Origin of the sequence: Gardnerella sp. DNF01180P, from assembly GCF_049244205.1 — a bacterium.
Classification (GTDB): Bacteria; Actinomycetota; Actinomycetes; order Actinomycetales; family Bifidobacteriaceae; genus Bifidobacterium; species Bifidobacterium swidsinskii.
In genome coordinates this window covers 1,596,828-1,621,423 of the sequence record NZ_CP058386.1, presented here as the reverse complement: position 1 = coordinate 1,621,423, position 24,596 = coordinate 1,596,828, and the positions used below count along the sequence as shown (strand labels likewise).

Genomic DNA, 24,596 nt, shown 5'->3' with positions numbered 1-24,596 from the left:
CTTGTTGCTATGCCTAGGATGTGTTAGAAATATGTGATTTTATGCTACTTCTGTAAGTGATACAAAACGTTTATTATTTAACGAAATTTGTTAACAAAATTTTGTTTTATATGCTCTATTGCTGTCGTTCGTCGGTGCGCGCTAAAGTGAGATAGAACAGTTATATGAATTGTTATTAAAGTTATCAAAGGAGCCAATATGGCAGAAACTTTTAACGTTGTGGTAGAGATTCCACGCGGTTCTAAGAACAAGTATGAAGTGGATCACGAAACTGGTCGCGTATTCTTGGATCGCACCCTTTTCACAGCTATGGGCTATCCAGATGATTACGGTTATATTGATGGCACTTTGGGCGAAGATGGCGATCCACTCGACGCTCTTGTTATGATTCCAAATTCTGTGTTCCCAGGATGCGTTGTTGAGTGCCGCGCTGTTGGCTTGTATCACATGGTTGACGAAGCCGGTGGAGACGACAAGGTTTTGTGTGTTCCAGCGGACGTTCGTTTCGACGACATCAAGGATATCGATGACGTGAACGAGTATCACAAGGCTGAAATCAAGCACTTCTTCGAGCAGTACAAGGCTTTGGAACCAGGTAAGGAAGTTCTTCCTGGTGACTTCTGGGCTGGCGTTGAGCAGGCTGAGAAGGAGATCGTTGCAGCTCGCAAGCGCTTGGAAGAAAGCGAAAAATAAGTTTCGCTTTTAATGAGTAAAACAATAAAAATTAAAAGTTAATAAATAAAACGTCGAAGACACATACTGTGTTTTCGACGTTTTTATGTAAGTGCGTGCTGCTTTCAGAAGTAAATTAAAACGTAACGTTGCATACGCTTTTAATAATTTTAAGCAGCTACTAGCATTCCAAGGCCTGCAATATACACGAGTATCCCTGAAAGCATTATTGGCAATATAGAAATAGCGATATCGTGTGAAACTATTCCAGTTTCGTATTCTTCATAATTGTTGCGAACCCATAAATATGAAAGTCCTGATAGCGCGATTAGCATAAATATGCACAGTACTATAACGAGTATTCCACCGTCTAAATTGCGAAGCGATGGCATAAAGCTAATAATTGACGGCAAAAATAGCCAACCCGGAAGTGCTGCACAAGCAATACTTGCAGTAAGCGTGTGCGAAAGATTTCGTACTAAATTTGTGCGATTCTCGCGCAGCATTTGCCTCAAGAATGTTACAAATGTTGCTGCTACAAGAATTAGAGCAAAAGATACAGCCCAGCGTTCGTAAGGGTGAATTGCAGCAATGAACTTACTCATTGACACAGTTTCGTTATCAATAATGACGCTTTTTGGTAGCCATCCCTTTAATACTCCGGTTGCAAACCATGTAGAAGCAATTCCTGCGCATAATGCAATAGCTCGGTCAATTACATTTCCGTGCAGTGGCCACAACGCTATAAATGTAAGCATTATGATAAGGCATAATATAAGTGTTATTTTTGCTGTTGCGATTGGCAATATTGCTGCAATTGCGAGAAGTACTACAACAAAAATTTGGCTTACAAACATCGCTAATGCGTTCATGCTAGGTATACGGGTATGTTTTTGAACATTTACGCAAGAATTATCATTTTTCTGCATCTTGTCATTGCAGATACGTGTTTCATTGCTCATACACACTCCCTAGTGCCGTAATTTTATATTTATAAAGCGTAATATGTCCGTAAAACATTAACAAATTACTTTGTTTATTTACTAATGTAGCCTATAACCTGCACTGCGCTTTATTGTGTTGATATTTTTTATCTTTGGAAAATGCAAGTGTTGCGCTTATCGCTATTTTTCGCAGTATGGTTTACAATTCCTGTAAAGGCTGAATTTGCTACTACATCAATTGTTTGTTGGAGGCATCATATGACTGATATCACATTGATGACTTCGTGTGCTTCTCCCTCTTCAGTTTTACCTTCACTTACTTTGTTATCTCATAAAGTGCGTTTACTTTCTTTGGATACGTCAAGTTTGGCAAAACTGCCCGCACAAACCATTCTTTTGCTTGATGCGCGTGAGGATTTAGCTCTCGCTAAATCAATGTGTTCTTCTCTGCGTGTTGCAAATATTACGGTTCCTGTCATATTAGTTATAACTGAGGGTGGTTTTACTGTAGTAAATCCTTCGTGGAACATTTCTGATGTTGTGCTGACTAATGCTTCTCCTGCAGAAGTAGAAGGTCGTTTGCGTTTGGCTTCTTTGCAACACGGATCTTCTGATGATTTATTTGTGCATTCGCAAGGCTCTGAAATTGATGATTCTTTCAATTCAGACAATGGAACTATGCGTTCTGGAGATCTCGTTGTAGATATGCGTAGCTACACAGTGAGTTTGCATGGTCATCCTGTTGATTTAGCTTATAAAGAATTTGAATTGCTGAAATACTTTGTGCAGCATCCGCGCAGGGTGTTTACTCGCACTCATTTGTTGCAAGAAGTATGGGGCTACGACTACTACGGTGGCACTCGTACTGTAGATGTCCATATTCGTAGGCTCCGTGCAAAACTTGGTGTTGAATATGAACATTTGATTGGCACAGTGCGTAATGTTGGCTATCGCTTCGATCCTTCGGAATCAGATGAGAATAGCGAGATTTCCGAAAGCAGCATTGAAGATGATTCTGAAAATGATGCAGATAAGCAGTCTGCGCAATAATGATTTATCAAAGTTCTAATATGCGAGAATCAAAACAAGCGAAATTAGCTCGTATTTATGCAGAGTACGATTTATTGTGCAAAGAAATACCGGAACCTAAGTGTGCATTAAATTTCAAAAATCCATTTGAGCTACTAATTGCTACTGTATTAAGCGCGCAAACTACAGATAAGCGTGTGAATATCGTGACGCCTGAACTCTTTTCTATTTTCCCCAACGCGAGTTCTTTAGCTGCTGCTCCTGTATCTCAAGTTGAGTCAATTATTTACCCTCTCGGATTTTATAGAGTAAAAGCACAGAACATTATTTCATTATCTGCATGTTTGCTTAATAATTTTTCTGGTATAGTGCCATCAAATATGGAAGCTTTAATATCGTTGCCAGGTGTTGGTCGTAAAACTGCCAATGTCGTTCTTGGCAACGCATTTGGATTACCGGGGTTTCCTGTAGATACTCACGTAATACGTGTTACAGGTCGTCTTGGTTGGCGTAAGGTTCAGAATCGTCCAAATCCTGTTGCTATTGAGCGCGAAATAACTGCTTATTTTGCTCCTAAAGAGTGGACTAATCTCTCTCATAGACTTATTTTGCATGGCAGAAAAATTTGCACTGCTCGGAACCCAAAATGTGTTTCATGCCCTTTAAATACAACATGTCCGTCGGCAATTATTTAAAGCGTGTTGTTCCCAATTCAGATATTGATATAGACTGTAGGTTATGTCAAGAACAGGCAAATATGCGTGTCACGCTTCCAGGTCATATCATACTCGTACTAGTGCAGACTGGATACCATGGGTTGTGTTTGTGGTTGTGTCTGTAATAATGAGCGGCATTTTGTGGTGTGGATGGCAAATGTACCAGGGTCATTCGCCTTTTGCTGCAATAATGCATCCAGCTAGTAACTCAGTGCTAAAAGTTGGTCTACGTACTGCTCCTGAATCTCTTGATATTAGAAACGACGACAGTGACGCTTTACAGCAAGCTTTAATTGGTAATGTTTACGAAACTCTTGTTAAACGTGGCGATGATAATAGTTTGCAACCAGGTCTCGCGAAGTCATGGGATATTTCGAAAGACGGCTTAACATATCGTTTTAATTTGCGTCAAGGTGTGCATTTCTCTAACGGTAGTGAGATGACTTCAAATTCCGTATTACAATCTTTGAAACAAGGCATCACAAATAATTATCCTGGTTATAGTGCACTTACAAATATTAAAACTGTTAATAATCCGGATGATTACACTTTAGTAATTACACTTAATAATCCAGATGCTTTACTTCTACGTCGTCTTGCTGGACGTGTTGGCATTGTCTATGACACAAAATCGATGATCGACTATGCAAGTGCTGCTCTTGGCACAGGTCCTTTCACTGTAAGTGACTACAATAAAGGCAATTCTTTAGTATTACTTCGCAACGATAAATATTGGGGAACCCCTGCTTCTTGTGCAAGTATTACTTTGCAATATTTCAATAGCGATACTGCTCTAGCTGAGGCAATGGAAAAGGGCAATATTCAAATGGCAGTTCCGCTTGAAGGTAACGAAAATAAGCGCCTTGCTGCTGTTGCTAATACGCAAATGGTAGAGGGTCAGAGCACAAGAGTGCGATTTATTGCAATAAATACAACAGTTTCGTCGATTTTCTGCGATGAGCAGGCTCGTAAAGCTGCGAGATACGCTTTGAATGCGCAAACTGTACTTGCAGCTGATGGCAATGGTGGTGTTCCAGTAGGAGGACCTATTGATCCTCTTTCAACTGGTTATGAAGATTTAAATGGATTGTATCCTTATAATCCAGGCAAAGCTGCTCCTTTGTTCCATTACTTTAGCGCAAGCTATTTAGGAACTATTAATTTTCTTGTTCCACAGGGCGAAGGTGGAGTTGGGGGCGAGCTTTCAAAACAGATTAGTTCCGTGAGCGGTTTTAAGGTCAATCTTGAAGAAGTTGATCAACAAACTATGCGTAAGCGTATTAGTGAAGGTAAGTATGATCTTGCGCTTACTACGAGCAATCGTACTTTAGATGAAGGCATGTTTGCAGAAAGCGGTTCTCCGTTCGTTTTGCAAGACGCGCGTGCTCAACAAGCTTGGACCGATGCGGTTCATTCTAAGAATGCAAACGAATATGAGACAAATGCTCGTGCATATGCGCGCGAAGTAAGCAATAATGCTGCAGCTCACTGGTTATATGCTCGAAAGAGCATTATGGCTGTAAAGTCTAATGTAAGCGGCTATACGAAAAATATGACGGATCAGCTTCTGCCATTGCAGAGCATAGTGGTGAAATAGAAAAGCGTAAGATTTGCGTTGTCGCGCTGAGTTTCTAATATTCAGTTCATGAGTGAACAGGATAATAACGCAGTAAAACACGCACATTTAACACCATTGCCTAACAAGGTTGGTGTTGATGGTCTTGAAGACAAGTGGCGTAGTAATTGGGACGAAGCTAAGACTTACGCATTCCATAATTCTCGCGACCGTAAGGCCGTATATTCTATCGATACTCCACCTCCAACCGTTAGTGGTCACTTGCACGTAGGTCACGTATTCTCTTACACGCATACGGATGTCATTGCGCGATATAAGCGCATGCAAGGCTTTGACGTGTTCTACCCAATGGGTTGGGACGATAACGGCTTGCCAACAGAGCGCCGAGTACAAAATTATTACGGCGTTAGAGTGGATACTTCGTTGAAGTATGACCCTGATTTTAAGCCGCCTTTTGAAGGTACTGAAGGTAAGAAGATTGAGGCAAAAGATCAGGTTCCTGTAAGCCGACAGAACTTTATTGAACTTTGCGAACGCTTAACTTCTCAGGACGAGAAGCTTTTTGAAGCTTTGTGGCGTAGGCTTGGTCTTTCTGTGGACTGGTCGCAAACTTACCACACTATTGGTGAGCAGCCTCGCCGAGTTGCACAAAAAGCATTCTTGCGCAATCTTGCTCGCGGAGAAGCGTATCAGAAAGATGCTCCAGGTTTGTGGGATGTTACATTCCAGACTGCTGTTGCTCAGGCTGAGCTTGAATCGCGCGAATATCCTGGTTTCTACCATAAGATTGCGTTCCGTTTTGAAGATGGTACGCCAATTTATATTGAAACTACGCGCCCAGAATTGCTTGCTGCATGCACCTCTTTGATTGCAAATCCAGAAGATGAGCGTTATAAGAAGTACTTTGGTCAGGAAGTTTATTCTCCACTGTTTAAGGTGAAAGTTCCAATTTTGGCGCATTCTGCTGCTCAAATGGACAAGGGTGCAGGCATTGCAATGTGCTGCACTTTCGGTGATGTAACCGACGTTGAGTGGTGGCGTGACTTGAATCTTCCAACTCGACCAATCATTCAGCGCAACGGCCGCATTGTAATGACCACTCCTGATTGGATTACGGACGAGTCCGGCCGCGAAATGTTCGAGAAAATTGCTGGTAAAACCACTTTCTCTGCTCGTAAGGAAATTGTTGAAGCTTTGCAAGCAGCTGGAGATATGGAAGGCGAACCAAAGCCAACAAAGCGTATGACGAACTTCTACGAAAAGGGTGATAAGCCTTTGGAAATCGTCACTTCTCGTCAGTGGTACTTAAAGAACGGTGGCACGGACGAAAAGTTGAATGCTGAGCTTATTGAGCGCGGCAAGGAGCTTAATTTCCACCCAGACTTTATGCGCGTGCGCTACGAGAATTGGGTTCATGGATTGAATGGTGACTGGCTTATTTCTCGCCAGCGCTTCTTCGGCGTGCCATTCCCACTTTGGTATCCAGTAAACGAAAATGGGGAAGTGGATTACGAGCATCCTTTGACTCCTAGCGAAGACCGTTTGCCAATCGACCCAACTATCGATGTTCCAGAAGGATTCGACGAATCTCAGCGCGACCAGCCAAACGGCTTTACTGCTGAGCAAGACATTATGGACACTTGGGCAACATCTTCCTTAACTCCGCAAATTGTGACCCGTTGGGAAGAGCCAGGTGAGGAAAATCAAGCTTTGTTTAAGGCTACTTTCCCAATGGATTTGCGTCCACAAGGTCAAGATATTATTCGTACTTGGCTGTTTAGTACGGTTGATCGTGCGCATCTTGAAAATGGCTGCTTGCCTTGGAAGCATGCTGCGCTTTCTGGTTGGATTCTTGATCCTGACCATAAGAAGATGTCTAAATCTAAGGGCAATGTGGTTGTGCCAAATAAACCAATCGAAGAGTTTGGCGCGGATGCTGTGCGCTACTGGGCAACTTCTGCAAAACTTGGCTTGGATGCAACTTACGACGAAGGTCAAATGAAGATTGGTCGACGTTTAGCGATTAAGCTTTTGAATGCTACGAAGTTTGCGCTCGCAATTGGTCGCGAAGATGATGAACATCAGGTTCTTGAGCCTGCTAGTGCGGATTGGGATTTTGCAGACGTTACGGAAGTTTTGGATCGCTCTGTTATGGCAAAGCTCGCATCCGTTATTCGTACCGCAACTGATGCGCTTGAATCTTACGAGCATTCCAAGGCTTTGGAAGCAATCGAAACATTCTTCTGGGAGTTCTGCGACGATTACATTGAGCTTGCAAAGAATCGTGCTTATGGTACTGCAGAATCAACTGGACGCACTCCAAGTGAAGCTGCTGTGAAGTCTGCTCGTACAACTCTTGGTCTTGCACTCGACGCTTTGGCTCGCTTGCTTGCTCCTTACTTGCCTTACGCTACTGAAGAAGTGTGGAGCTGGATGCATGACGGCGAAGGATCCGTGCATCGTGCTAGCTGGCCATGCGCTAAGGCGTATGAGGCTGCTGCAAACGGAGTTTCTGCAGACACTTTGGCTTACGCGGGTGAAGCTTTGGCTGCTTTGCGCAAGATTAAGTCTGAAGCAAAAGTTTCTATGAAGACTCCTATTTTGCAAGTAACTTTGAACGTTGCAGAAAACGCTTACAAGGCTGTTGAGGAGACTTTGGATGACGTTGCTGAAGCTGGTCGCGTTACTGGAGAAGTAAAGCTTAACGCTGTTAAGGCTGCAGTTGCTGGAGATTCTTCTGCTTCTGAATCTGAATCTGCTTCTGATTCTGCAGAATCTGATGCAGCTAACGTAAACGTTTCAGTTGCTCAAAGCGAACTCGGCGAAGCTCCTGCAAAAAAGAAGTAGTTGCAAGTAATCGAAAATAATGAATCGCAAAACAAAAGCGCTGGAAGTCAATCTTCGACTCCAGCGCTTTTTGTGTATTTAAAAACTAAGCATAATCACTTATTATAAATCCTGCTGCGATGGTCAATATCCACAACAAAAACGGTCAGTACATTATTTTCAATTGCACAAATTATTCTGTAATCCCTTACTCTATATCTCCAAAACCCCGAATAGTTGCCAGTTAGCGCTTTGCCTCTGATTCGAGGATTGTCGAGATTGCTAATTTCGCGAAGCTCCTTAACGATTTGCTTAGCAATTGTTTTGTCAATTTTCCCTAGCTGTTTTTCAGCCCTTTTAGATAAATTAATCTTCCAAGTCAAGGCGCTTCACCACGTCGTCGAGTGGAGATGTTTCTAATTCTCCACGTTTGTATGCTTCAATATCTGCCATTAGTCCATATTCATGTTCAAGTTCATCGATTTGAGCTTCTAGTGCTTGATTCATGTAAAATGAACGAGTGCGGTGAGTGGTTTTAGCGAGCTGATCATAACGATCTAAAACGTTAGACGGTACTCTTAATCCTGTAATTGTTGCAGCCATTTCTAATCTCCATTGTAAAACATGTAAAACATATATTACCTTATATGCAGAATAACGCAATCCAATACGTTATAATCGCGAAGCATCGCGCGGTAACGCTAGACTGTAAACCATGAATCCAGAAAGCTTAAGTGAATTAATCGAAAAAATTGCTAAAGATTTAGTAGCAAGTGGTAAAGCTGGCAATCTAACAGAAGATTTGATTCCTGCTGCCGAAAAACTTGCAGTTATGAGGCCAAAAGATCGCGCGCACGGCGATTGGGCAACGAACGTTGCTATGCAGCTCGCTAAAAAAGCTGGTATGAAGCCTCACGATTTAGCTGAACTTTTTGCCGAGCGTTTGCAAGAAGCAGAAGGTATTTCGCTCGTAGAAGTTGCAGGCCCTGGCTTTATTAACATAACGCTTGATTCTGCTTCTGCAGCGGCAGTTGTAGATGAGGTCTTAAATCAGGGTGCTGATTTTGGCAAGAATACGCATTTGAGCGGCAAAACTTTGAATCTTGAGTTTGTTTCCGCAAATCCAACTGGCCCAATTCACATTGGTGGCACACGCTGGGCAGCAGTTGGCGATTCTATGGCTCGAGTTTTGGAAGCGAACGGCGCAAAAGTTGTGCGCGAATACTACTTCAACGATCACGGTGAGCAAATCAACCGTTTTGCAAAGTCTTTAGTTGCTGCAGCTCACGGCGAAGAAACGCCTGCAGACGGCTATAAAGGCGCGTATATTAACGAAATTGCGGATGCGGTTATAAAAGAAGCGCAAGCAGACGGCGTTGACGTTCTTTCTTTGCCACGAATTGATCTTGGAAAAGATGAAGAAGGTTTGCCACTTGGCGAAGGCGATTCCGAGCAGCGAGAAGAGTTCCGCAAGCGCGCAGTGCCAATGATGTTTGCGGAAATTCGCAAGTCAATGCGTGATTTTCGTGTTGGTTTTGACGTGTGGTTCCACGAAAACAGCTTGTACGAGGACGGCGAAGTTGAGCGCGCTATTTCGGACTTGCGTGAGCGTGGAGACATTTTTGAAAAAGACGGCGCAACTTGGTTTGAATCCACCAAGCATGGCGACGATAAAGATCGCGTAATTATTAAGTCCGACGGCAATTACGCTTACTTTGCTGCAGATATTGCGTACTATCGTAACAAACGTCATCGCGAACAGAATCCTGCAGACGTAGCAATCTACATGCTTGGCGCGGATCATCACGGCTATATTGGCAGAATGATGGCAATGTGCGCGGCTTTTGGAGATAAGCCAGGCGAAAACATGCAGATTCTTATTGGTCAGATGGTAAACGTTATGAAGGATGGCAAGCCTGTGCGCATGAGCAAGCGCGCTGGAAACGTTATTACGATTGACGATTTAGTTGATGCAATTGGCGTTGATGCTTCGCGCTACTCGCTTGCTCGCACCGACTACAACACAAGTGTTGATATTGATTTGGATTTGCTTGCTTCTCACAGCAACGATAATCCTGTGTATTATGTGCAATATGCTCACGCGCGCAGTTGCAATGTGGCTCGTAACGCGGCAGACGCTGGAATTAGTGTAGACGGAGCTGATTTAAGCTTGCTTAATACTGAGGCAGACGGCGAAGTGTTGGCTGCTTTGGCTCAATGGCCTGCGGCTCTTGCACAAGCTGGCGATTTGCGCGCTCCTCACCGCGTTGCGCATTACCTTGAGGATTTGGCTGCAAGCTACCACAAGTGGTACAACCTTGAGCGCGTAGTGCCAATGGAGTTGAGCGACCCAGAAAATCGCTTGCCAGAGGCAGAGCGTGAGGCTATTCGCATTGCAAAGTGCCCAGAGCCAGCACGTGCTGCAGCTCGACTTAAGCTTAACGCTGCTGTGCGCACAGTAATCGCCTCTGGCCTTGATTTGCTTGGTGTTTCTGCTCCAGACAAGATGTGATTTAGCGCATTTGCTATTATTGCGCATTTGCTTTTTATTTAGGACGCTAGCTTTTATGTTGGCGTCCTTTTATTTTGATTAGGAGACACGCGCGAAATTGCAAATTTTTGTCTATTAAGTACATGCGATTTATTAATATACCCCCTAATATTATTTTTCGGTTTCAGTTTTGTTATTCAATGCGTTAAATAATATGCTTAAACAATTTTCACCATATAGGAGGTGTAAGCATGAGCGTCACAACACAAAGTGTCAGCACAGACAGTGCCCCGAAAAAAAGGAACTTGACCATTATTGAGTCCGCATACGTGGCGGTCATGTTGTTTGGCATGTTCTTTGGCGCTGGAAACCTTATTTTCCCAGTATTCCTTGGTGCTAACGCGGGAAACAATTCTGCTCCTGCAGCATTAGGCTTTATTGTTACTGGCGTTGGCTTGCCATTGTTAGGCGTTACGGCTCTTGCAATGAGTCGCGCAAACGGTCTTTTTGAACTTTCAAGCAAAGCTAGTAAAAAATACGGCATGTTCTTTACATGCGTTCTTTATTTAACAATCGGCCCGTTCTTTGCAATTCCGCGATGCGCAACAACTTCGTACACGGTTGGCTTGGAGCGAATTATTCCGCAAGACGGAAATGGGCAATTGTACTTGTTCTTGTTCTCTGTAGTGTTCTTTGCGCTCGCGTTCTTCTTTGCTATGAAACCAAGCGGCATACTTACGTGGGTTGGTAAAGTTCTTACGCCAATCTTCCTTGTGTTCCTAGCGGTTTTGGTATTTACTGCACTATTTTCCCCTATAAGCGGTGCTTCTGCGGATGCTGCTCCTATAGGGAAGTATGTTAATGAATCATTCTTTACAGGATTCTTAGATGGCTACAATACAATGGATGCTTTAGCTAGCTTGGCTTTTGGCATTATAGTTGTTAGTACTATTCGATCCTTTGGCGTAAAAGACCCTAAAGATGTGGCAGTGAATACTGTGCGATCTGGATTCTTTAGCTGCTTGCTTATGGCGTTGATTTACGTCGCAATTGTTGTTGTCGGTGTGCGTAGCCGTGCACTGTTTAAGCCTGCTGAAAACGGTGGCGTAACTTTGGCGCAAGTTGCACGCTACCATCTTGGAAACGTTGGTTTGCTTGTTCTTGCTGCAACTGTTACTCTTGCATGCTTAAAGACGGCAGTTGGTTTAATTGTAAGCTGCTCGGAAACCTTCTCTAAGTTATTCCCTAAGGGTCCTAGCTATCGCGTTTGGTCTGTGTTGATTACGCTTGTTTCGTTTGGCCTTGCAAACTTTGGTTTGAGCACAATCATCGAATATGCAGTTCCAGTATTGATGTTCTTGTATCCACTGTCAATCGTATTGATTCTTTTGGCTTTGTGCGGTCGACTTTTTGGAAATTCCAAAGTCGTGTACGCTTGGACGCTTGGTTTTACTGGTGTTGCAGCGGTATATGATTTTTTGAATAGTTTGCCACAAGCTTTACGCAATGCATTGCATATGAACGATATGTTGGTGGTTGTTCAAAACTGGCTACCGTTCTCAGAATTTGGCATGGCGTGGGTTTGCCCTGCTGTTGTTGGATTTGTTGTTGGTTATGTCCGCATGGTTTTATTTGAAAACAAGGACATGGAAGAGGTGGCTCGTCTAGCTGCTGGTCCAGATCTTGAAGGCAGTGTTGCTAGCGACGATTATTATTCTTCAAGCGATGCTGAGTTTAACGAGCCTGCTGACTTCGCTGTATCCGCTAAATCTACTGTTGACGAACCTAATTTTAGTGAGCAATCCTAAAGTTTTGTAGCGTCGCGTAGACGTCATAATAATCGCCATATTTTGATGCGTATTTTACGTAACAAGATATGGCGATTTTATGCGACTTGCTAATTGAGGCTTGCGACTTGCGCCTAGAAGTTGCCGCCGTTCCAACCCCAGTCAGTAGTTGCAGTGTAACGAATATAAGTGCGATCCTGTGGAATCCCAAGCTCTCGCTCTAAAGCTGCCATAATCTGCTCAGTTAACTTTTCCCAAGCAGACCCTGGCACGCTGGAACCAAACACGTTCACCTCAACGTAAGCTGCAGGCTTAGTATTGTCTCCTGCAAAATAAATCGGCATATTGTCCTCGAATGGGCACATGAGCCAATGCTCGCTTTTTCCTGGAACTGCGCTAATTGCTTTGCCATAAGCAGCTTTTAATGCGTCGCGCTGGGCAGGTGTTGTGCTTACAGAAACATGAGTATGAATAACTGGCATAATCGCTCCTTTGCTAAATTTGGTAAGCTTTATTACGTAACAATTATATGTTATTTGTTAGCAGCCGCGTGTTTAATGGATATTATGAAAAAGCTTATTGAACAGGTTGTAAAGTTTGGAATTGTTGGCATTATTGCCCTTATTATTGACGTTGCGTTACTCAATTTATTAATGCTTGCGCACTTAAATAATGTGGTTGCGGGTACGATTTCTTTCGTAATCTCACTTATCTTCAACTATATTGCCAGTATGAAATACGTCTTTAAACATCGTGAAGATATGGCAAAGTGGATGGAGCTTCTGATTTTTGTTATTTCCGCAGTTATAGGTTTGCTTATAAACGATTTGATTATTTGGGCTAGTACGTTAGGAATGGTTGAAAGCTTACGCGGATCTGCAGTATACGTTTTGCGCACAAATATAGGAAAACTTGTAGCTACTGTTGTTGTTGCTGTGTGGAATTTTGTTATACGAAAGTGGCTGCTCGATGATACTAAATCTCAACAGCCTGGGTATGTTGCGCAAGAAGATACGAGTTTTGCTCACCGTTTGGGAATGTGGTCGCTTAATCATACAAAAAATCGCAAGTAATTGATTTAATCTTTTAAACAGAAAGTAGAACGCAATGCCAGCTACGACAATTCATTTTGTGCGTCATGGAGAAGTTGATAATCCAAATCACGTGTTGTATGAGCGTCTTTCTGGATTTCATCTTTCTGCTCGCGGAGTGAGAATGGCGCAAGCTACAGCAAAATATATTGCCACTGTTCCGCAAATGCGCGGAATTACTGCAATTTATTCGTCTCCTCTTGAGCGAACACGTGAAACAGCGCGTGAAATCGAAAATGCTTTGCGCAATATTGCAGATTCTGCCTATGTAAAAGCGCACTGTGACGAAGATTCTGCGCAATCTCAAGAAAGCGACATTATTTTAGATAAACGCTTAATTGAAGCTGGAAATAATTTCCGCGGGAAACGCATAGGTTACGGTGAAGGCGCACTGTGGAAAAACAACAATTGGAAGCTTGTTGCGAATTTGTGGAAGCCAAGTTGGGGAGAAAGCTACAGAAGTATTGCCACTAGAGTTGGCGATTTTGTGCGCGAGCAGGTTCGTAAGCATCCGGGTGAGCAAATCGTTGCAGTTACTCATGAGTCGCCAATCTGGTCTTATAGACACCTACTGGAAACCGGCCACGCTGAACATAATATGCTTCTTCGTCACACGGCTTTAGCTTCGATTACTTCTATTACTTACGATTGCGAGACTTTGCGTGTGCTTTCAATTACGTATGTTGATCCTGCTGGGCGAGTGAAGTAAGTAACATATAATGCGAAGGAGCATTGAAATGGTTAGTTCTGTTGATTCTGTCAAAGATTCTGAAGATATTAAAAATAATGAAAAAAGTATGCTAATGCTGAATGATGCAGCGCAATCTGCCGCAAAACTAACGGAATTATGGCCATTGACGGAAGCGCGACACTTAGATAACGACGCAAAATATGCGGAAAATCTTGAGGTGCGCTCAATGCGAGCAATAGCACGAATACTCACGAATCTTGATGTTACTGTGCCGGATGCTGAATTTGTGTATGAAGGTGCGGATGAAATTCCTGGACGTCCGCAAGAAATAGTAGACGCGCTACTTGCTGCCGCCGATGCTTACGACAATATGGATTCATGCTATGAGCCTAACTATGATGAAGCAGAAGAAGCAATACTAGAAAATAGTAATAATATAAATTCCATTTTTAGTAAGATTGCATCTCATTCTGCCGAAGATTCTAATGCAATAAATGCAGCAGCCGATACGTTAAATGTTGAAGGTAATTGGAGTATTAGCGATATTGACTTTGCAATTAATTATGCGAAACAAATGGTTTCTTGTTATGAAAATAAATCATTGGAAATGCAAAAAATTATTGTAGTTTTAAGCTTATTAACAAATCTAATTAAAAAAACTAACGAGATTTGCGAAACTTTACCAATCTTCTTATATATTAACGAAATATGTGAGTGTGCTGGTTTGCCGCGAATGATGTTCAAGGATGCTCAATGGCGTGAGATTGTTGATTGTGTGCGCAATTCTAGCGATAAGTGTAATTGTGATATAAGTGGCGATATAAGTGCGTTGGTCAATTTTATTTCGCCGCTGCTTATTTCAGAGTGGGGAAAGCATCGTGAAGACGTGCTGTGGGATCCTGAAGTTGCGAAGAAGCTCGCAAAAGAAGAGGATGATAGAAAGTCCCGCGAGGCTCTTGCTGCGAAGTTTGCGCACGTTGAGGGTAATAAAGAATCTACGCAGGCACTTGATTAGTTTTTAGGTTGACTTATGTTTGATGCGAATGCTGCACGTCCGTAACGCGCGGCACAATGGAACCTATGACTGATATCGAGGAAACTCAAGAAGTTGCTAATAATGCAACAAAATCCGCAAAGCCTGAACTTCCAAAGAATGTTCGCGTGCGTTTTTGCCCTTCGCCAACCGGTACACCTCACGTAGGTATGGTTCGTACCGCGCTATTTAACTGGGCGGAGGCTCGCCATACTCACGGCAAATTGCTTTTCCGTATTGAAGATACCGATAATGAGCGCGATAGTGAGGAAAGCTACCAGCAGATTATTGAGGCTCTTCGTTGGCTCAATATTGATTGGGACGAGGGCATTGATGTTGGCGGAGATAACGGACCGTATCGCCAGTCCCAGCGCATGGAAATTTATAAAGACGTAGCACAAAAGCTTTTTGAAGCAGGATACGCTTATGAATCCTTCTCTACTCCTGAAGAAATTAAGGAGCGTAATATTGCTGCTGGCCGTCCTGCTGAATTTGGTTACGATGGCTACGATCGCAATCTTACGGAAGAACAGAAGCAAGCTTTCCGCGACGAAGGTCGCAAACCTGCACTTCGCTTGAAGATGCCAAATGAAGACATTACTTTTAACGATTTAATTCGTGGTGAAATTACTTTTAAAGCCGGATCTGTTCCAGATTATGTGATTGTGCGTCCGAATGGCGATCCACTTTATACGCTTACGAACCCTGTTGACGATGCGTTAATGGATGTGAATGTGGTTTTGCGCGGTGAGGATATTTTGAGCTCCACACCTCGTCAGATTGTGCTGTACCGTTATCTTATGGAGATGGGTATTGCTAAGGAAACTCCGCTTTACGGACATATGCCTTACGTTATGGGCGAAGGTAAGAAGAAGCTTTCTAAGAGAGACCCTGAGTCCAACTTGTTCTTGCATAGGGATAACGGATTTATTCCAGAAGGCTTGCTGAATTACTTGGCTTTGCTTGGATGGTCTATTGCGCCTGATCGTGACGTGTTCACTATGGACGAGATGGTTGAAAAGTTCGATGTGCGCGACGTTAAGGCAAATCCTGCACACTTTGACTTGGATAAAGCAATTTCGATTAACGCTGAGCATATTCGCATGCTTGAGCCTCAAGATTTCTTGAACCGTTCTGTGCCTTACTTGCATAAGGATGGCGTAGTTAGTGCGGATAATTGGGATGCGTTAACTGACCGCGAGCGTGAAGTACTCACCGCTGCTGCACCTCTTGTACAGCCTCGCGTGCGTTTGCTTGGCGAGGTCGCTGGAATGGTTGGCAGCCTGTTAAGTGAAGATGGCTACATTGCTCCAGATGACGACGCTCGTAAGCAGTTGAAGGAATCTGCAGGAGAGGTTCTTGACGCTGCGCTCGCTGCCTTGAAGGACGTTGATGCTGCTGATTGGCATACTGATTCCTTGCACGAGCTTTTGAACAAGAAGCTTGTTGAGGAAGCTGGCTACAAGCCGCGCTTGGCGTTTGGCCCTGTGCGAGTTGCACTTTCTGGTCGTCGCGTTTCGCCTCCACTGTTTGAGTCCATGGAAATCGTGGGCAAAGACGTGACTTTGGCGCGTTTGGCTGGTTTACGCGAGCATTTGTAAATCACCAATAATTTATAAGCGCAAATAAAATTTGAATAAGGCGGAAGTGTGGCACTATTGCTGCATTTCCGCCTTTTTATTTGTTTTATGCTTAATATATTTTCGACACGCCGCGGTTGCAAGTATTTGCTTTATGTTGTAAAGTCGCTATTTGTTGCGTCAAGAGGCGTAGCTGATAAATGAAAGCCCCCGTCGTCTAGCGGTCTAGGACTACGCCCTCTCACGGCGCCAACACCGGTTCAAATCCGGTCGGGGGTACGAAGACGGAACGGTTCCAAGAGCCGCGAAGCTTGTCAATTGGGGTATGGTGTAATTGGCAACACAGGTGATTCTGGTTCATCCATTCTTGGTTCGAGTCCAGGTACCCCAGCGAATAGCTCTCGTAGAACGAGGGCTTTTTTGTTATCTATCTGTATTACTGCGATTTGTCTCAGCGCGCGACCTTTTCTTTACACGGCTGTAAAGTTTCTGCCGCTTGTTGGCGTGAAAGCGGCAGTTTCTTTACATACATGCTCAGTTTTTGCCGTTTACTCCCGTTTACCACGCTTGCCGCACGCTTCTTATGTAGCCTTAAAATCAAAAACCCCGGTGCGTGACCGGGGTTAGAGAAAGAAGAGAAGAAGAGAGGTTTAAGTTATTAAAGTCAAATTCAACTACTTGCTTGTAGTTTATTTCCCTTTGATGTATATATAATAACCACCTTATGCTGAGTGCAGTAATGCGATTACCTGTGAATTGTCTGTGAATTTGTAACTATTTTACTGAAATTGCACGTTTTTATCGCTTTTAGGTTATTTATTATCAGTATTTGCTTAATTTAGTATTTTTGAATGTAAATAATTTATGTAAACTTGCGCACAAAATTGAGTGAGTCGCGGCATATCTGCCGTATGCTTAAAGTATGACTGATTCTGCACAATCTGAAGCTCATGCATCTGCGGCACTTCCTTTATCTATTTCGGCTCGTTTAGGACGTTTGCAGTTCCATCTTTCTGGTAAATTCCGGGTGCTTCAGTGTGCAGATGTTCAAGATGGGTTACGTATTTCACAAGATACTATTCGACTTATTGCTTCTGCTTGCGATGCTGTGCGACCAGATCTTGTAGTTTTTACTGGAAACCAGATTGCAGGTTATGAAAGAGTATTTGCAAAAACTTTTCAGCGTAGACTCTGGCAGGAATCTTCCAATATTTCAGCTTCTGATAAGAAGCAATTGGTTGATAAGGTGCACGAATTTGTTGCTAAGTTAATGAAGCCACTAGAAGATCGCAGTATTCCGTGGGTTGTTACTTATGGGAATCATGATTTCCAGTGCGGTCTGAGTAATGAAGAGCTTGATAAGATATATCAAGATTTTCCATGTTGCATGAATCGCAGTGCTTCTAATGTATCTTCTGCAAGTGCTATGCAATCGACAAAATGTGTGTTGCCAAAGCAGATTATTTTTACATGTGAGCCTGGTACTTTTGCCTTGCCTGTTATGGATGAAAAGCATGAAAAGGTTGTTTTTTCAATAGTTTTAGTTGATTCTGGAGATTATGCTAAATCCGGCGGATATGGTAGCCCTTCTAAAAAAACTATCGAGTTTATTTCTGGTCTTTCTTCTTATTTGCCTGAGCATATTTGTGTTTTTCAGCATTTTCCATTGCCGCAATATTATCGTGTTCTTCGTGAAGTTCCGCAAGAACTTGCTGCGCGCGAACATGCTATTGAAGGGTATCGTACTTTTGCTGGTCGCTATTATGCTCTTGACGAAAAACATGTTCTGCCCGATGGGTATTTAGGTGAAGGAATCAGCTGCCCTGACGTCGATAGTGGTGAATACGCTGCTTTGCTTGATGCAGGAGCTTTTGCGCTAATTGCCGGTCACGATCACCGCAATTCTTTCGCAGCTAAAGATCCCGAGAGTAATATGCTATTTGTTGCCACTCCTACATGTGGTTTTGGATCTTACGGTCCTGAACCTGCTAAAAGAGGCGTGCGCTTGCTTGAATTTGATATTCGTCACCCGTTTGAACCGCGTACGCAAATGCTTGAATTTGGGAATCTTGTTGGCAAACCTTCTTCCAAAAAAGCCTATACTTATGCTCTTACAGCTGAGTCTGAGCATGAATTGCCAGAAGTGGATTTATTACGTAAACCATCATTACTTACTAGATTGATTCGTCGATGGCGTCAACGATCTACGCGCTAATTTAATCAGTTTTAATAGATTGCATGAGCGCGTTGGCAAATATGCCGGTATTATAGTGAATAGTGTTTTAGCGCGAACGAAAGAGGTAAATGTGTCCGCACACAATACGGCTGAGCAGAACAACAATAGTGGCATTGACGCTGCAGATGTGTTGCATGTAGAAGGTGGTAAGCCGCTTAATGGCACTATTAAAGTGCGTGGTGCAAAAAACTTTGTTAGCAAGGCTATGGTTGCAGCTTTGTTGGCACCTGGCAAGTCTGTTCTAAAAAACGTTCCTGAAATTCGCGATGTTCATGTAGTTTCTGATTTGTTGCGTTTGCATGGTGTTGACGTTGAAGTTAATGGACCTGAAGGCATTGTAACAATTGATGCCACAAAAGTGCAGCTCGCAGATGTAGCTGACGTCGACACTCTTTCTGGTTCGTCTCGTATTCCAATTCTTTTCTCTGGTCCTCTTCTTCATCGTCTTGGAGAAGCGTTTATTCCTGCGCTTGGAGGATGCAATATTGGCGGCCGTCCAATTGATTTTCATCTTGAGACGTTGCGTAAACTTGGTGCAAATGTAGATAAAGATCACGAGGATGGTATTCATATTACTGCACCTAATGGCTTACATGGCACTAAAATTCATTTGCCTTATCCTTCTGTCGGCGCAACCGAACAGACTTTGCTTGCAGCGGTTCTTGCAGAAGGTCGTACAGAGCTTTCCGGAGCTGCAATTGAGCCAGAAATTATGGATTTGGTAGCCGTTTTGCAAAAGATGGGTGCGATTATTTCTGTAGATGTTGACCGTACTTTCCGTATTGAGGGAGTAAAAGAGCTTCAAGGATACACTCATACGTCATTAACTGATCGCATCGAAGCAGCTTCTTGGGCTTCTGCTGCTCTTGCAACACACGGAGATGTGTTTATTAAGGGCGCAACTCAGCCAGAAATGATGACTTTCTTAAATGTGTTCCGTAAAGTTGGCGGACAATTTGATGTTACAGATAAAGGAATTCGTTTCTGGCATCCGGGTGGGGATTTGCATCCGGTTGCTATTGAAACCGATGTACATCCTGGTTTTATGACTGATTGGCAGCAACCTCTTGTCGTTGCGCTTACTCAAGCGAAGGGCTTGAGTATTGTGCATGAAACTGTTTATGAAAATCGTTTTGGTTTCACGAAGCCACTTGTGCAAATGGGAGCTATGATTCAGCTTTATCGTGAATGCTTAGGTTCGCTTCCTTGCAGATTCCAGCAGCGCAATTACAAGCATTCTGCAGTGATTTTCGGACCTACTCCGTTGACAGGTCAAGATATTGATGTACCTGATTTGCGCGGAGGCTTTAGCCATTTGATTGCAGCTCTTACTGCTCAAGGTCCGTCGAATGTGCGTGGAATTTCGCTAATTGATCGAGGATATGCAGATTTTAGAGGCAAACTTTTAGCATTGGGTGCTAATATCGACTGATATATTCTTCTACTTCTTCTACAAAACGTGAGTTTTGTAGGTTTATAAGCTTTTATCCACAATGCTATAAAAAGCTTTTTTACGCATAAATTTATCGGTACAGTAGTCGCAACTGTAATTCAATTACTCAAAAAATTAACTGAAATATTTGATGAGTAGTTGGAGTTTTCAATATTGCGGAGGCGTAACGATGGTTTGTGTAGGCGGACGCTATCAGCTGCTTGGTGAGCTGGGGCGTGGTGGCACTTCAACAGTGTTTCTTGCTGTTGACACCGTTTTGCACAAGCAATGGGCTGTTAAAGAAACGCTTCTGCAAGGAGACGAAGAGTATCAACGGCGTATTATTCAATCCTTACGTGCTGAAGCGAATGTTTTAAAGGAATGCGATCATCCAGCTATTCCGCGAATTGTTGATTTTTTTGAAGAAAATGGTAGAGCTTATGCTGTTCGCGATTATGTAAAGGGACGTTCTTTAAAATCTATTGTAGAAGAATCTGGATTGCAAAATGTTGAAACTGTTCTTGATTTAGGTATGCAACTTTGCTCAATACTTTCTTATTTACATTCGCATTATCCGCCAATTATATACGGTGATCTTAAGCCTTCTCAGGTTATGATTTCAGAAGATGGCACAGTCCGTTTGATTGATTTTGGTGCTGCAACGCAATTATATGCAAACGGGGGAGTGCTTGATTTGCGCACAATAGACCAGTGCGACGCGCGATTTGCTACTAATATTTTTACCGCTCCTGAAATTTTGAACGAAAACTCTGCAGCAACTACTTCAAGCGATGTGTATTCGATTGGAATGACATTGCGTTACGCATTATTACCAACTGAAGTGCCTAAAACAAACGTGCAATCTGCTGTACTATTGTCTCATGAGAATCGTGAAGTAGTAGAACAATTAGTGTCTGTGCTCGCAATAGCTACAGCTACTAAACCATCTCATAGACATAAAGATTGCGACGAAATGTTTTCTGCACTGGAAGCGTGTGAGCATACAGAAAAACATTCGCAACAATGCGACACTTCTACGGATGTATTGCGACGCAAACAATGCAGAAATAGTTCTAAGCCTAGAAAAAAGCGCTATGCAATTACGGCATTAATTGTTGTAGTACTAGTTTTTATAGTAATTTTATTCAACTGCTTAGGTTTATTTGTTGGGAATGCTTTTGTAAATCGAAATAAGCAATCTTTTGATGGTGAGCCAAGTAGTAAAAGAATTGAGGAAATACGCAAAAATAATAAAAGCTACGATTCTTACATGCAATTAGCTGAGCGTGAAAGCAATTCGGATATTGCGTGTCGCTATATTTCTCATGCAATGCAAGTGCAAAATAGTATGATCAAGAAGAAATATATAAGCAAAATATCATTTAAACCTCTCCAAATTTTATTGCAAATTCAACTTGCAGATCAGCAATGGAGTGCCAACGAAGAGCAATGTTTTGTTGGTTTGATTAATAAATACGAGCAAAACTTGCGTCCTGTAAATAAAGATTGGTTGAATATTTCTATAGAAATAGGCAAAGCGTATTGGTACTATTTTGCAGGATTTTCTGGAAAAGTTTCGCAAACAGAACGATTATCTCGTATGCGAGTAGCAAAAGTATGGTTCCAAGAGGCTCAAAAATATGAGATAGATGCGAATAAAGCGTCTTTGCAAGCTGTAGAAACTAATTCTGATGGCATATCGCATACTGTTTCAAATCAAAAAATGTTAAGCGCGTACATCGCTATTTCTGACGCTTATGCGCAACTTGTTGATGTTTCTAAAGATTGTGCAAGCGTAGAAACGTATAAAAATTATGTGAATCAATTACAGCAGCTAATGCAAATTGTTGAGAAAGATCACGGAGACATTTTATTTGTGGATACTGGAGAACTAGTTTTGCAATCAATTCATTCGTGGTTGCCGATGTTTCTAGAAAGTGGATCCAGTAAACAAGAAATTCAGCAAATGTGCGACAAGGCAGAATATCTTCTTAAACAAGCGCATGTGTCAAATGATGAAGCTGTAAGTAGAAAGAAAAACGCAATCGACAGTGTCAAAAAAGTTCAAGACGAAATTAATCTAGCTTTTTTGCAAAAGAAATAAAAGAAATAAAAGGAATAATAAAAGGGAGGGAATAAATGTGTAAACAAAGAAATTTGGGGGATATGTGGTTTTTCAAGCGATTTCAATGCGGCTGCGCTCGCATTGGCGTTTATATTGGGATTATTGTATTTATTAGTGCTGCTATAGTTGTTGCATTATTGCCACTTAATTCTATTGCGTATGCAAAAAACAGCTATAACGCAGCCAAAGGATTGCATATAGCAAATGTTTCTGTTATGACAAAACAGAAAACTGTTCGCACTCAAGGCGAGTACATGTTTACTAAACGTGCTGCTTCGCTACTTATAACTTTTGATGGATTGGACGCTTCGGAAATTAGGAACGCGCATAAAGCTACTGTTAGCGTTGGAAGATATCAAATAGTGAGTGCCAAAGTTGATTTAGCTAAGATTGAGGCGGTGTCGTCGCTAGTTAATATTCGTTATAAGATCCGACCTCGAGTATTAGGAATAGTAAGAGTTGAATTGCAAAAAGAAGGAATATACGATTTGCAAGATATCTCTATAAGACTTGCTGCTGTAACAATGCATCCTAAACGCATATGGGGAGGAGTTGACTCTAATTCTCATGTTTCAAAGCAAACTAACTATATTTCTAATGAAAGTAAACTTTCTGGCAACAAATTGCGCTCTCGTAAGCCAATATTAAGTATTCCTGATTCAGTTTTGAATGCTTCAGATTTAACAAAAGATAATTCTTATAGCAAGCGTCCAAGATATATTGTTATTGACAAAACTGTTCCTCGCTTGAGTGTTAGTTATGACAACAACGCATCGTATGAAGGCAAATATTTTCGTAATAATCGAGCTTCAAGAATATTAATACAGGATGATTCGTTCGTTTTCTCGTATTTGCTTCACGATTCTTATCCTATTGCGAAAGTTTTTGCTGATGGTAAGCAGGTTATGGTACTTACAGCTAAAAGCTTTAAAAACGATGGTGTGCATACAAACGTGTGGTATGCTGATGTTTCTTTTTCGGGGGATGCTTCTTGGGATGTTCGCTATTGTGTTGAAGATTTATCGGGTAATGCGAGTTCTTCTATCAGTAATAAATTCATTATTGATACGCTTTCGCCAACTGTTTCTATTACTGGAGTGCAACAAGGCGGAGCGTATTCTCATGCTGTAGTTCCAACATTAGTTATAAAAGATCGTTGGCTAAAACCTGCAAGCGTAACGTATTCGCTGAGAAGAATGCGATATGCTAAGGAATTGCGTTCTTTTGTGTCTAGAAAAGCTGATTCGCAAAGCGTAAGTGTGCAATACGCAGGTTTTTATAATGGAATTCAAGACGATGACGTATATCAGCTTCAGTGGAGTGCTAAAGATTTAGTAGATCATGTTATTTCTGGTAAGTTGCAATTTTCTATAAATAGAAGCGGTTCCTCATTTAGTATAGATAGTTCCACTAAAGCAATGAATCGTAAACAATTGCAAAATGCTAAAGATATTCATATTGAAGAACTCAATCCTAGCGGACTGGCAAGTCCTGCAAAAATTAGTGTTATGCAAGACGGTGTAGAGAAGATTTTATCAAAACAGGATTTTTCTGTAAACAGTCGCACAGATCGTGGCTGGCGACGATTGACTTACACTATTTTTAAACGGAATTTTGCCGATAACGCTCATTATCGGGTGCGCATTATGTCAGTAGACAAGGCAGGCAATCATTCTTGTAGCGAAAGTGCAGTTAGCAAAAAGGAAGGAATGTTGCAATTTGCACCAGCTTCCGTGCAATTTACAGTAGATAATCTTGCTCCAATCACAACAGTGTTTGATATGCAAAATAATTCTACTTATCGCACTAATAAAGAAGGAAAAATTTTACGTATTAGTGCAAAAGATAACATAGCATTGCAATATGTAACAATCGATGTTGATGGTAAAACAAATCGTATTTGGAGCGGTAAAGATGTGAATAAATCAGTTTTATCTATAAAACTAAAACCAGACGGTTTTACTCACGACGTATTAGTAAAAGCTGCAGATTATGCGGGAAATATAACAACTTTGCAATATAAAAATGTAAAAATTGTTTCTATTGCAAATAAGCTTGTAAAAAAATCTGAAGCAGATAAAAAATCTAAAAATAGCGAGAGTAAAGATGCTGATAGTTCTGATGATGGTTTAGATGATGATTCCGACAATAGCTCCGATAACGATGATTGGATAGCTCGTTCGCAAGTGAAAAAATCGGAAAAATCTTTTGAAAATGCTGATTCCTTTAAGCGAAAATCGGTAAATTATATAGAAATTGTGGCTTATATTGGCACTGGAATTATAGCAATTCTTTGTGCTGCATTAGGAATTAGCATTATTTTTAAAAAGAAAATTAGCAATCAGTAAACTATTCTAATTAGTTTTG

General features: G+C 41.9%; 19 protein-coding genes and 2 tRNA genes. 17 read left to right on the top strand and 4 right to left on the bottom strand.

The features are described from left to right. Positions 1-198 precede the first annotated feature (198 nt). Positions 199-693 (top strand): inorganic diphosphatase, encoded by a 495-nt coding sequence (locus HXT40_RS06655; protein ID WP_004105658.1) that lies wholly within the window; start codon positions 199-201, stop codon positions 691-693. Between the two features lie 149 nt (positions 694-842). On the opposite strand, the gene HXT40_RS06650 is transcribed toward HXT40_RS06655, so the two are convergent. Then, a complete protein-coding gene (locus tag HXT40_RS06650) occupies positions 843-1,634 on the bottom strand; it encodes a hypothetical protein (protein ID WP_004109821.1) in 792 nt (263 codons plus the stop codon). Positions 1,635-1,874: 240 nt separating this feature from the next. Between HXT40_RS06650 and HXT40_RS06645 the strand changes: the two genes are divergently transcribed. The 4 genes from HXT40_RS06645 (at position 1,875) to valS (ending at position 7,784) form a co-directional block, all read left to right on the top strand. Continuing rightward, positions 1,875-2,666, top strand: coding sequence for a response regulator transcription factor (locus tag HXT40_RS06645; protein ID WP_033888627.1), 792 nt, complete (start codon positions 1,875-1,877; stop codon positions 2,664-2,666). After that, on the top strand, positions 2,666-3,340 hold the full coding sequence (nth, locus tag HXT40_RS06640; RefSeq protein ID WP_004109815.1) for an endonuclease III: 675 nt from the start codon (positions 2,666-2,668) through the stop codon (positions 3,338-3,340). Before HXT40_RS06645 ends, nth begins: the two co-directional genes overlap by 1 nt. 130 nt (positions 3,341-3,470) lie before the next feature. Further along, on the top strand, positions 3,471-4,958 hold the full coding sequence (locus HXT40_RS06635) for an ABC transporter substrate-binding protein (RefSeq protein ID WP_004109812.1): 1,488 nt from the start codon (positions 3,471-3,473) through the stop codon (positions 4,956-4,958). A 48-nt stretch (positions 4,959-5,006) separates the two neighbouring features. After that, the gene (gene valS, locus HXT40_RS06630; protein ID WP_285089441.1) at positions 5,007-7,784 is read left to right on the top strand and encodes a valine--tRNA ligase; all 2,778 of its coding nucleotides are present in this window, start codon (positions 5,007-5,009) and stop codon (positions 7,782-7,784) included. A 95-nt stretch (positions 7,785-7,879) separates the two neighbouring features. Here valS and HXT40_RS06625 read toward each other — a convergent pair whose 3' ends face one another. Beyond that, complete coding sequence (locus tag HXT40_RS06625) at positions 7,880-8,146, bottom strand: type II toxin-antitoxin system RelE family toxin (RefSeq protein ID WP_116689325.1); 267 nt, start codon at positions 8,144-8,146, stop codon at positions 7,880-7,882. After that, complete coding sequence (relB, locus tag HXT40_RS06620) at positions 8,130-8,366, bottom strand: type II toxin-antitoxin system RelB family antitoxin (RefSeq protein WP_115794039.1); 237 nt, start codon at positions 8,364-8,366, stop codon at positions 8,130-8,132. The genes HXT40_RS06625 and relB overlap by 17 nt, the downstream gene beginning before the upstream one ends. A 112-nt stretch (positions 8,367-8,478) precedes the next feature. Between relB and argS the strand changes: the two genes are divergently transcribed. Together argS and brnQ are read left to right on the top strand one after the other, a co-directional pair. After that, a complete protein-coding gene (argS, locus tag HXT40_RS06615; protein WP_410310240.1) occupies positions 8,479-10,275 on the top strand; it encodes an arginine--tRNA ligase in 1,797 nt (598 codons plus the stop codon). Positions 10,276-10,505: 230 nt separating this feature from the next. Further along, positions 10,506-12,062 (top strand): branched-chain amino acid transport system II carrier protein, encoded by a 1,557-nt coding sequence (brnQ, locus tag HXT40_RS06610; RefSeq protein ID WP_410310239.1) that lies wholly within the window; start codon positions 10,506-10,508, stop codon positions 12,060-12,062. 113 nt (positions 12,063-12,175) lie between these two features. On the opposite strand, the gene HXT40_RS06605 is transcribed toward brnQ, so the two are convergent. After that, entirely contained in the window at positions 12,176-12,523 is a 348-nt protein-coding gene (locus HXT40_RS06605; protein WP_004574134.1) for a phenylpyruvate tautomerase MIF-related protein, read from the bottom strand. Positions 12,524-12,607: 84 nt separating this feature from the next. Between HXT40_RS06605 and HXT40_RS06600 the strand changes: the two genes are divergently transcribed. From HXT40_RS06600 to HXT40_RS06555, 10 genes are all read left to right on the top strand, one after another. Then, positions 12,608-13,114 carry a GtrA family protein gene (locus HXT40_RS06600; RefSeq protein WP_033888629.1) on the top strand — a complete coding sequence of 169 codons (507 nt, stop codon included), beginning with the start codon at positions 12,608-12,610 and terminating at the stop codon, positions 13,112-13,114. Positions 13,115-13,148: 34 nt separating this feature from the next. After that, positions 13,149-13,841 (top strand): histidine phosphatase family protein, encoded by a 693-nt coding sequence (locus tag HXT40_RS06595; RefSeq protein ID WP_004109791.1) that lies wholly within the window; start codon positions 13,149-13,151, stop codon positions 13,839-13,841. 28 nt (positions 13,842-13,869) lie between these two features. Beyond that, positions 13,870-14,838 (top strand): hypothetical protein, encoded by a 969-nt coding sequence (locus HXT40_RS06590; protein ID WP_102155478.1) that lies wholly within the window; start codon positions 13,870-13,872, stop codon positions 14,836-14,838. 56 nt (positions 14,839-14,894) lie between these two features. Then, positions 14,895-16,457, top strand: a complete 1,563-nt coding sequence (gene gltX, locus HXT40_RS06585; protein WP_116431948.1) for a glutamate--tRNA ligase — start codon at positions 14,895-14,897, stop codon at positions 16,455-16,457. Between the two features lie 185 nt (positions 16,458-16,642). Then, positions 16,643-16,715: transfer RNA gene (locus HXT40_RS06580), tRNA-Glu, on the top strand. Between the two features lie 40 nt (positions 16,716-16,755). Next, positions 16,756-16,827, top strand: a tRNA-Gln gene (locus HXT40_RS06575). Between the two features lie 531 nt (positions 16,828-17,358). Further along, entirely contained in the window at positions 17,359-18,651 is a 1,293-nt protein-coding gene (locus tag HXT40_RS06570; RefSeq protein ID WP_410310238.1) for a metallophosphoesterase, read from the top strand. 91 nt (positions 18,652-18,742) lie between these two features. Continuing rightward, positions 18,743-20,104 (top strand): UDP-N-acetylglucosamine 1-carboxyvinyltransferase, encoded by a 1,362-nt coding sequence (gene murA, locus HXT40_RS06565; RefSeq protein WP_004109784.1) that lies wholly within the window; start codon positions 18,743-18,745, stop codon positions 20,102-20,104. Between the two features lie 190 nt (positions 20,105-20,294). Further along, the gene (locus HXT40_RS06560; protein WP_421777235.1) at positions 20,295-22,208 is read left to right on the top strand and encodes a serine/threonine protein kinase; all 1,914 of its coding nucleotides are present in this window, start codon (positions 20,295-20,297) and stop codon (positions 22,206-22,208) included. 35 nt (positions 22,209-22,243) lie between these two features. Continuing rightward, positions 22,244-24,577 carry a hypothetical protein gene (locus HXT40_RS06555; RefSeq protein ID WP_421777234.1) on the top strand — a complete coding sequence of 778 codons (2,334 nt, stop codon included), beginning with the start codon at positions 22,244-22,246 and terminating at the stop codon, positions 24,575-24,577. The last annotated feature ends 19 nt before the right edge of the window (positions 24,578-24,596 follow it).

Excerpts from the sequence above, each read along its gene's own strand:
- HXT40_RS06655 (WP_004105658.1), top strand. The coding sequence starts at position 199 with ATGGCAGAAACTTTTAACGTTGTGGTAGAGATTCCACGCGGTTCTAAG.
- HXT40_RS06650 (WP_004109821.1), bottom strand. The coding sequence starts at position 1,634 with ATGAGCAATGAAACACGTATCTGCAATGACAAGATGCAGAAAAATGAT.
- HXT40_RS06645 (WP_033888627.1), top strand. The coding sequence starts at position 1,875 with ATGACTGATATCACATTGATGACTTCGTGTGCTTCTCCCTCTTCAGTT.
- nth (WP_004109815.1), top strand. The coding sequence starts at position 2,666 with ATGATTTATCAAAGTTCTAATATGCGAGAATCAAAACAAGCGAAATTA.
- valS (WP_285089441.1), top strand. The coding sequence starts at position 5,007 with ATGAGTGAACAGGATAATAACGCAGTAAAACACGCACATTTAACACCA.
- relB (WP_115794039.1), bottom strand. The coding sequence starts at position 8,366 with ATGGCTGCAACAATTACAGGATTAAGAGTACCGTCTAACGTTTTAGAT.
- argS (WP_410310240.1), top strand. The coding sequence starts at position 8,479 with ATGAATCCAGAAAGCTTAAGTGAATTAATCGAAAAAATTGCTAAAGAT.
- brnQ (WP_410310239.1), top strand. The coding sequence starts at position 10,506 with ATGAGCGTCACAACACAAAGTGTCAGCACAGACAGTGCCCCGAAAAAA.
- HXT40_RS06605 (WP_004574134.1), bottom strand. The coding sequence starts at position 12,523 with ATGCCAGTTATTCATACTCATGTTTCTGTAAGCACAACACCTGCCCAG.
- HXT40_RS06600 (WP_033888629.1), top strand. The coding sequence starts at position 12,608 with ATGAAAAAGCTTATTGAACAGGTTGTAAAGTTTGGAATTGTTGGCATT.
- HXT40_RS06595 (WP_004109791.1), top strand. The coding sequence starts at position 13,149 with ATGCCAGCTACGACAATTCATTTTGTGCGTCATGGAGAAGTTGATAAT.
- HXT40_RS06590 (WP_102155478.1), top strand. The coding sequence starts at position 13,870 with ATGGTTAGTTCTGTTGATTCTGTCAAAGATTCTGAAGATATTAAAAAT.
- gltX (WP_116431948.1), top strand. The coding sequence starts at position 14,895 with ATGGAACCTATGACTGATATCGAGGAAACTCAAGAAGTTGCTAATAAT.
- HXT40_RS06570 (WP_410310238.1), top strand. The coding sequence starts at position 17,359 with ATGACTGATTCTGCACAATCTGAAGCTCATGCATCTGCGGCACTTCCT.
- HXT40_RS06560 (WP_421777235.1), top strand. The coding sequence starts at position 20,295 with ATGGTTTGTGTAGGCGGACGCTATCAGCTGCTTGGTGAGCTGGGGCGT.
- HXT40_RS06555 (WP_421777234.1), top strand. The coding sequence starts at position 22,244 with ATGTGTAAACAAAGAAATTTGGGGGATATGTGGTTTTTCAAGCGATTT.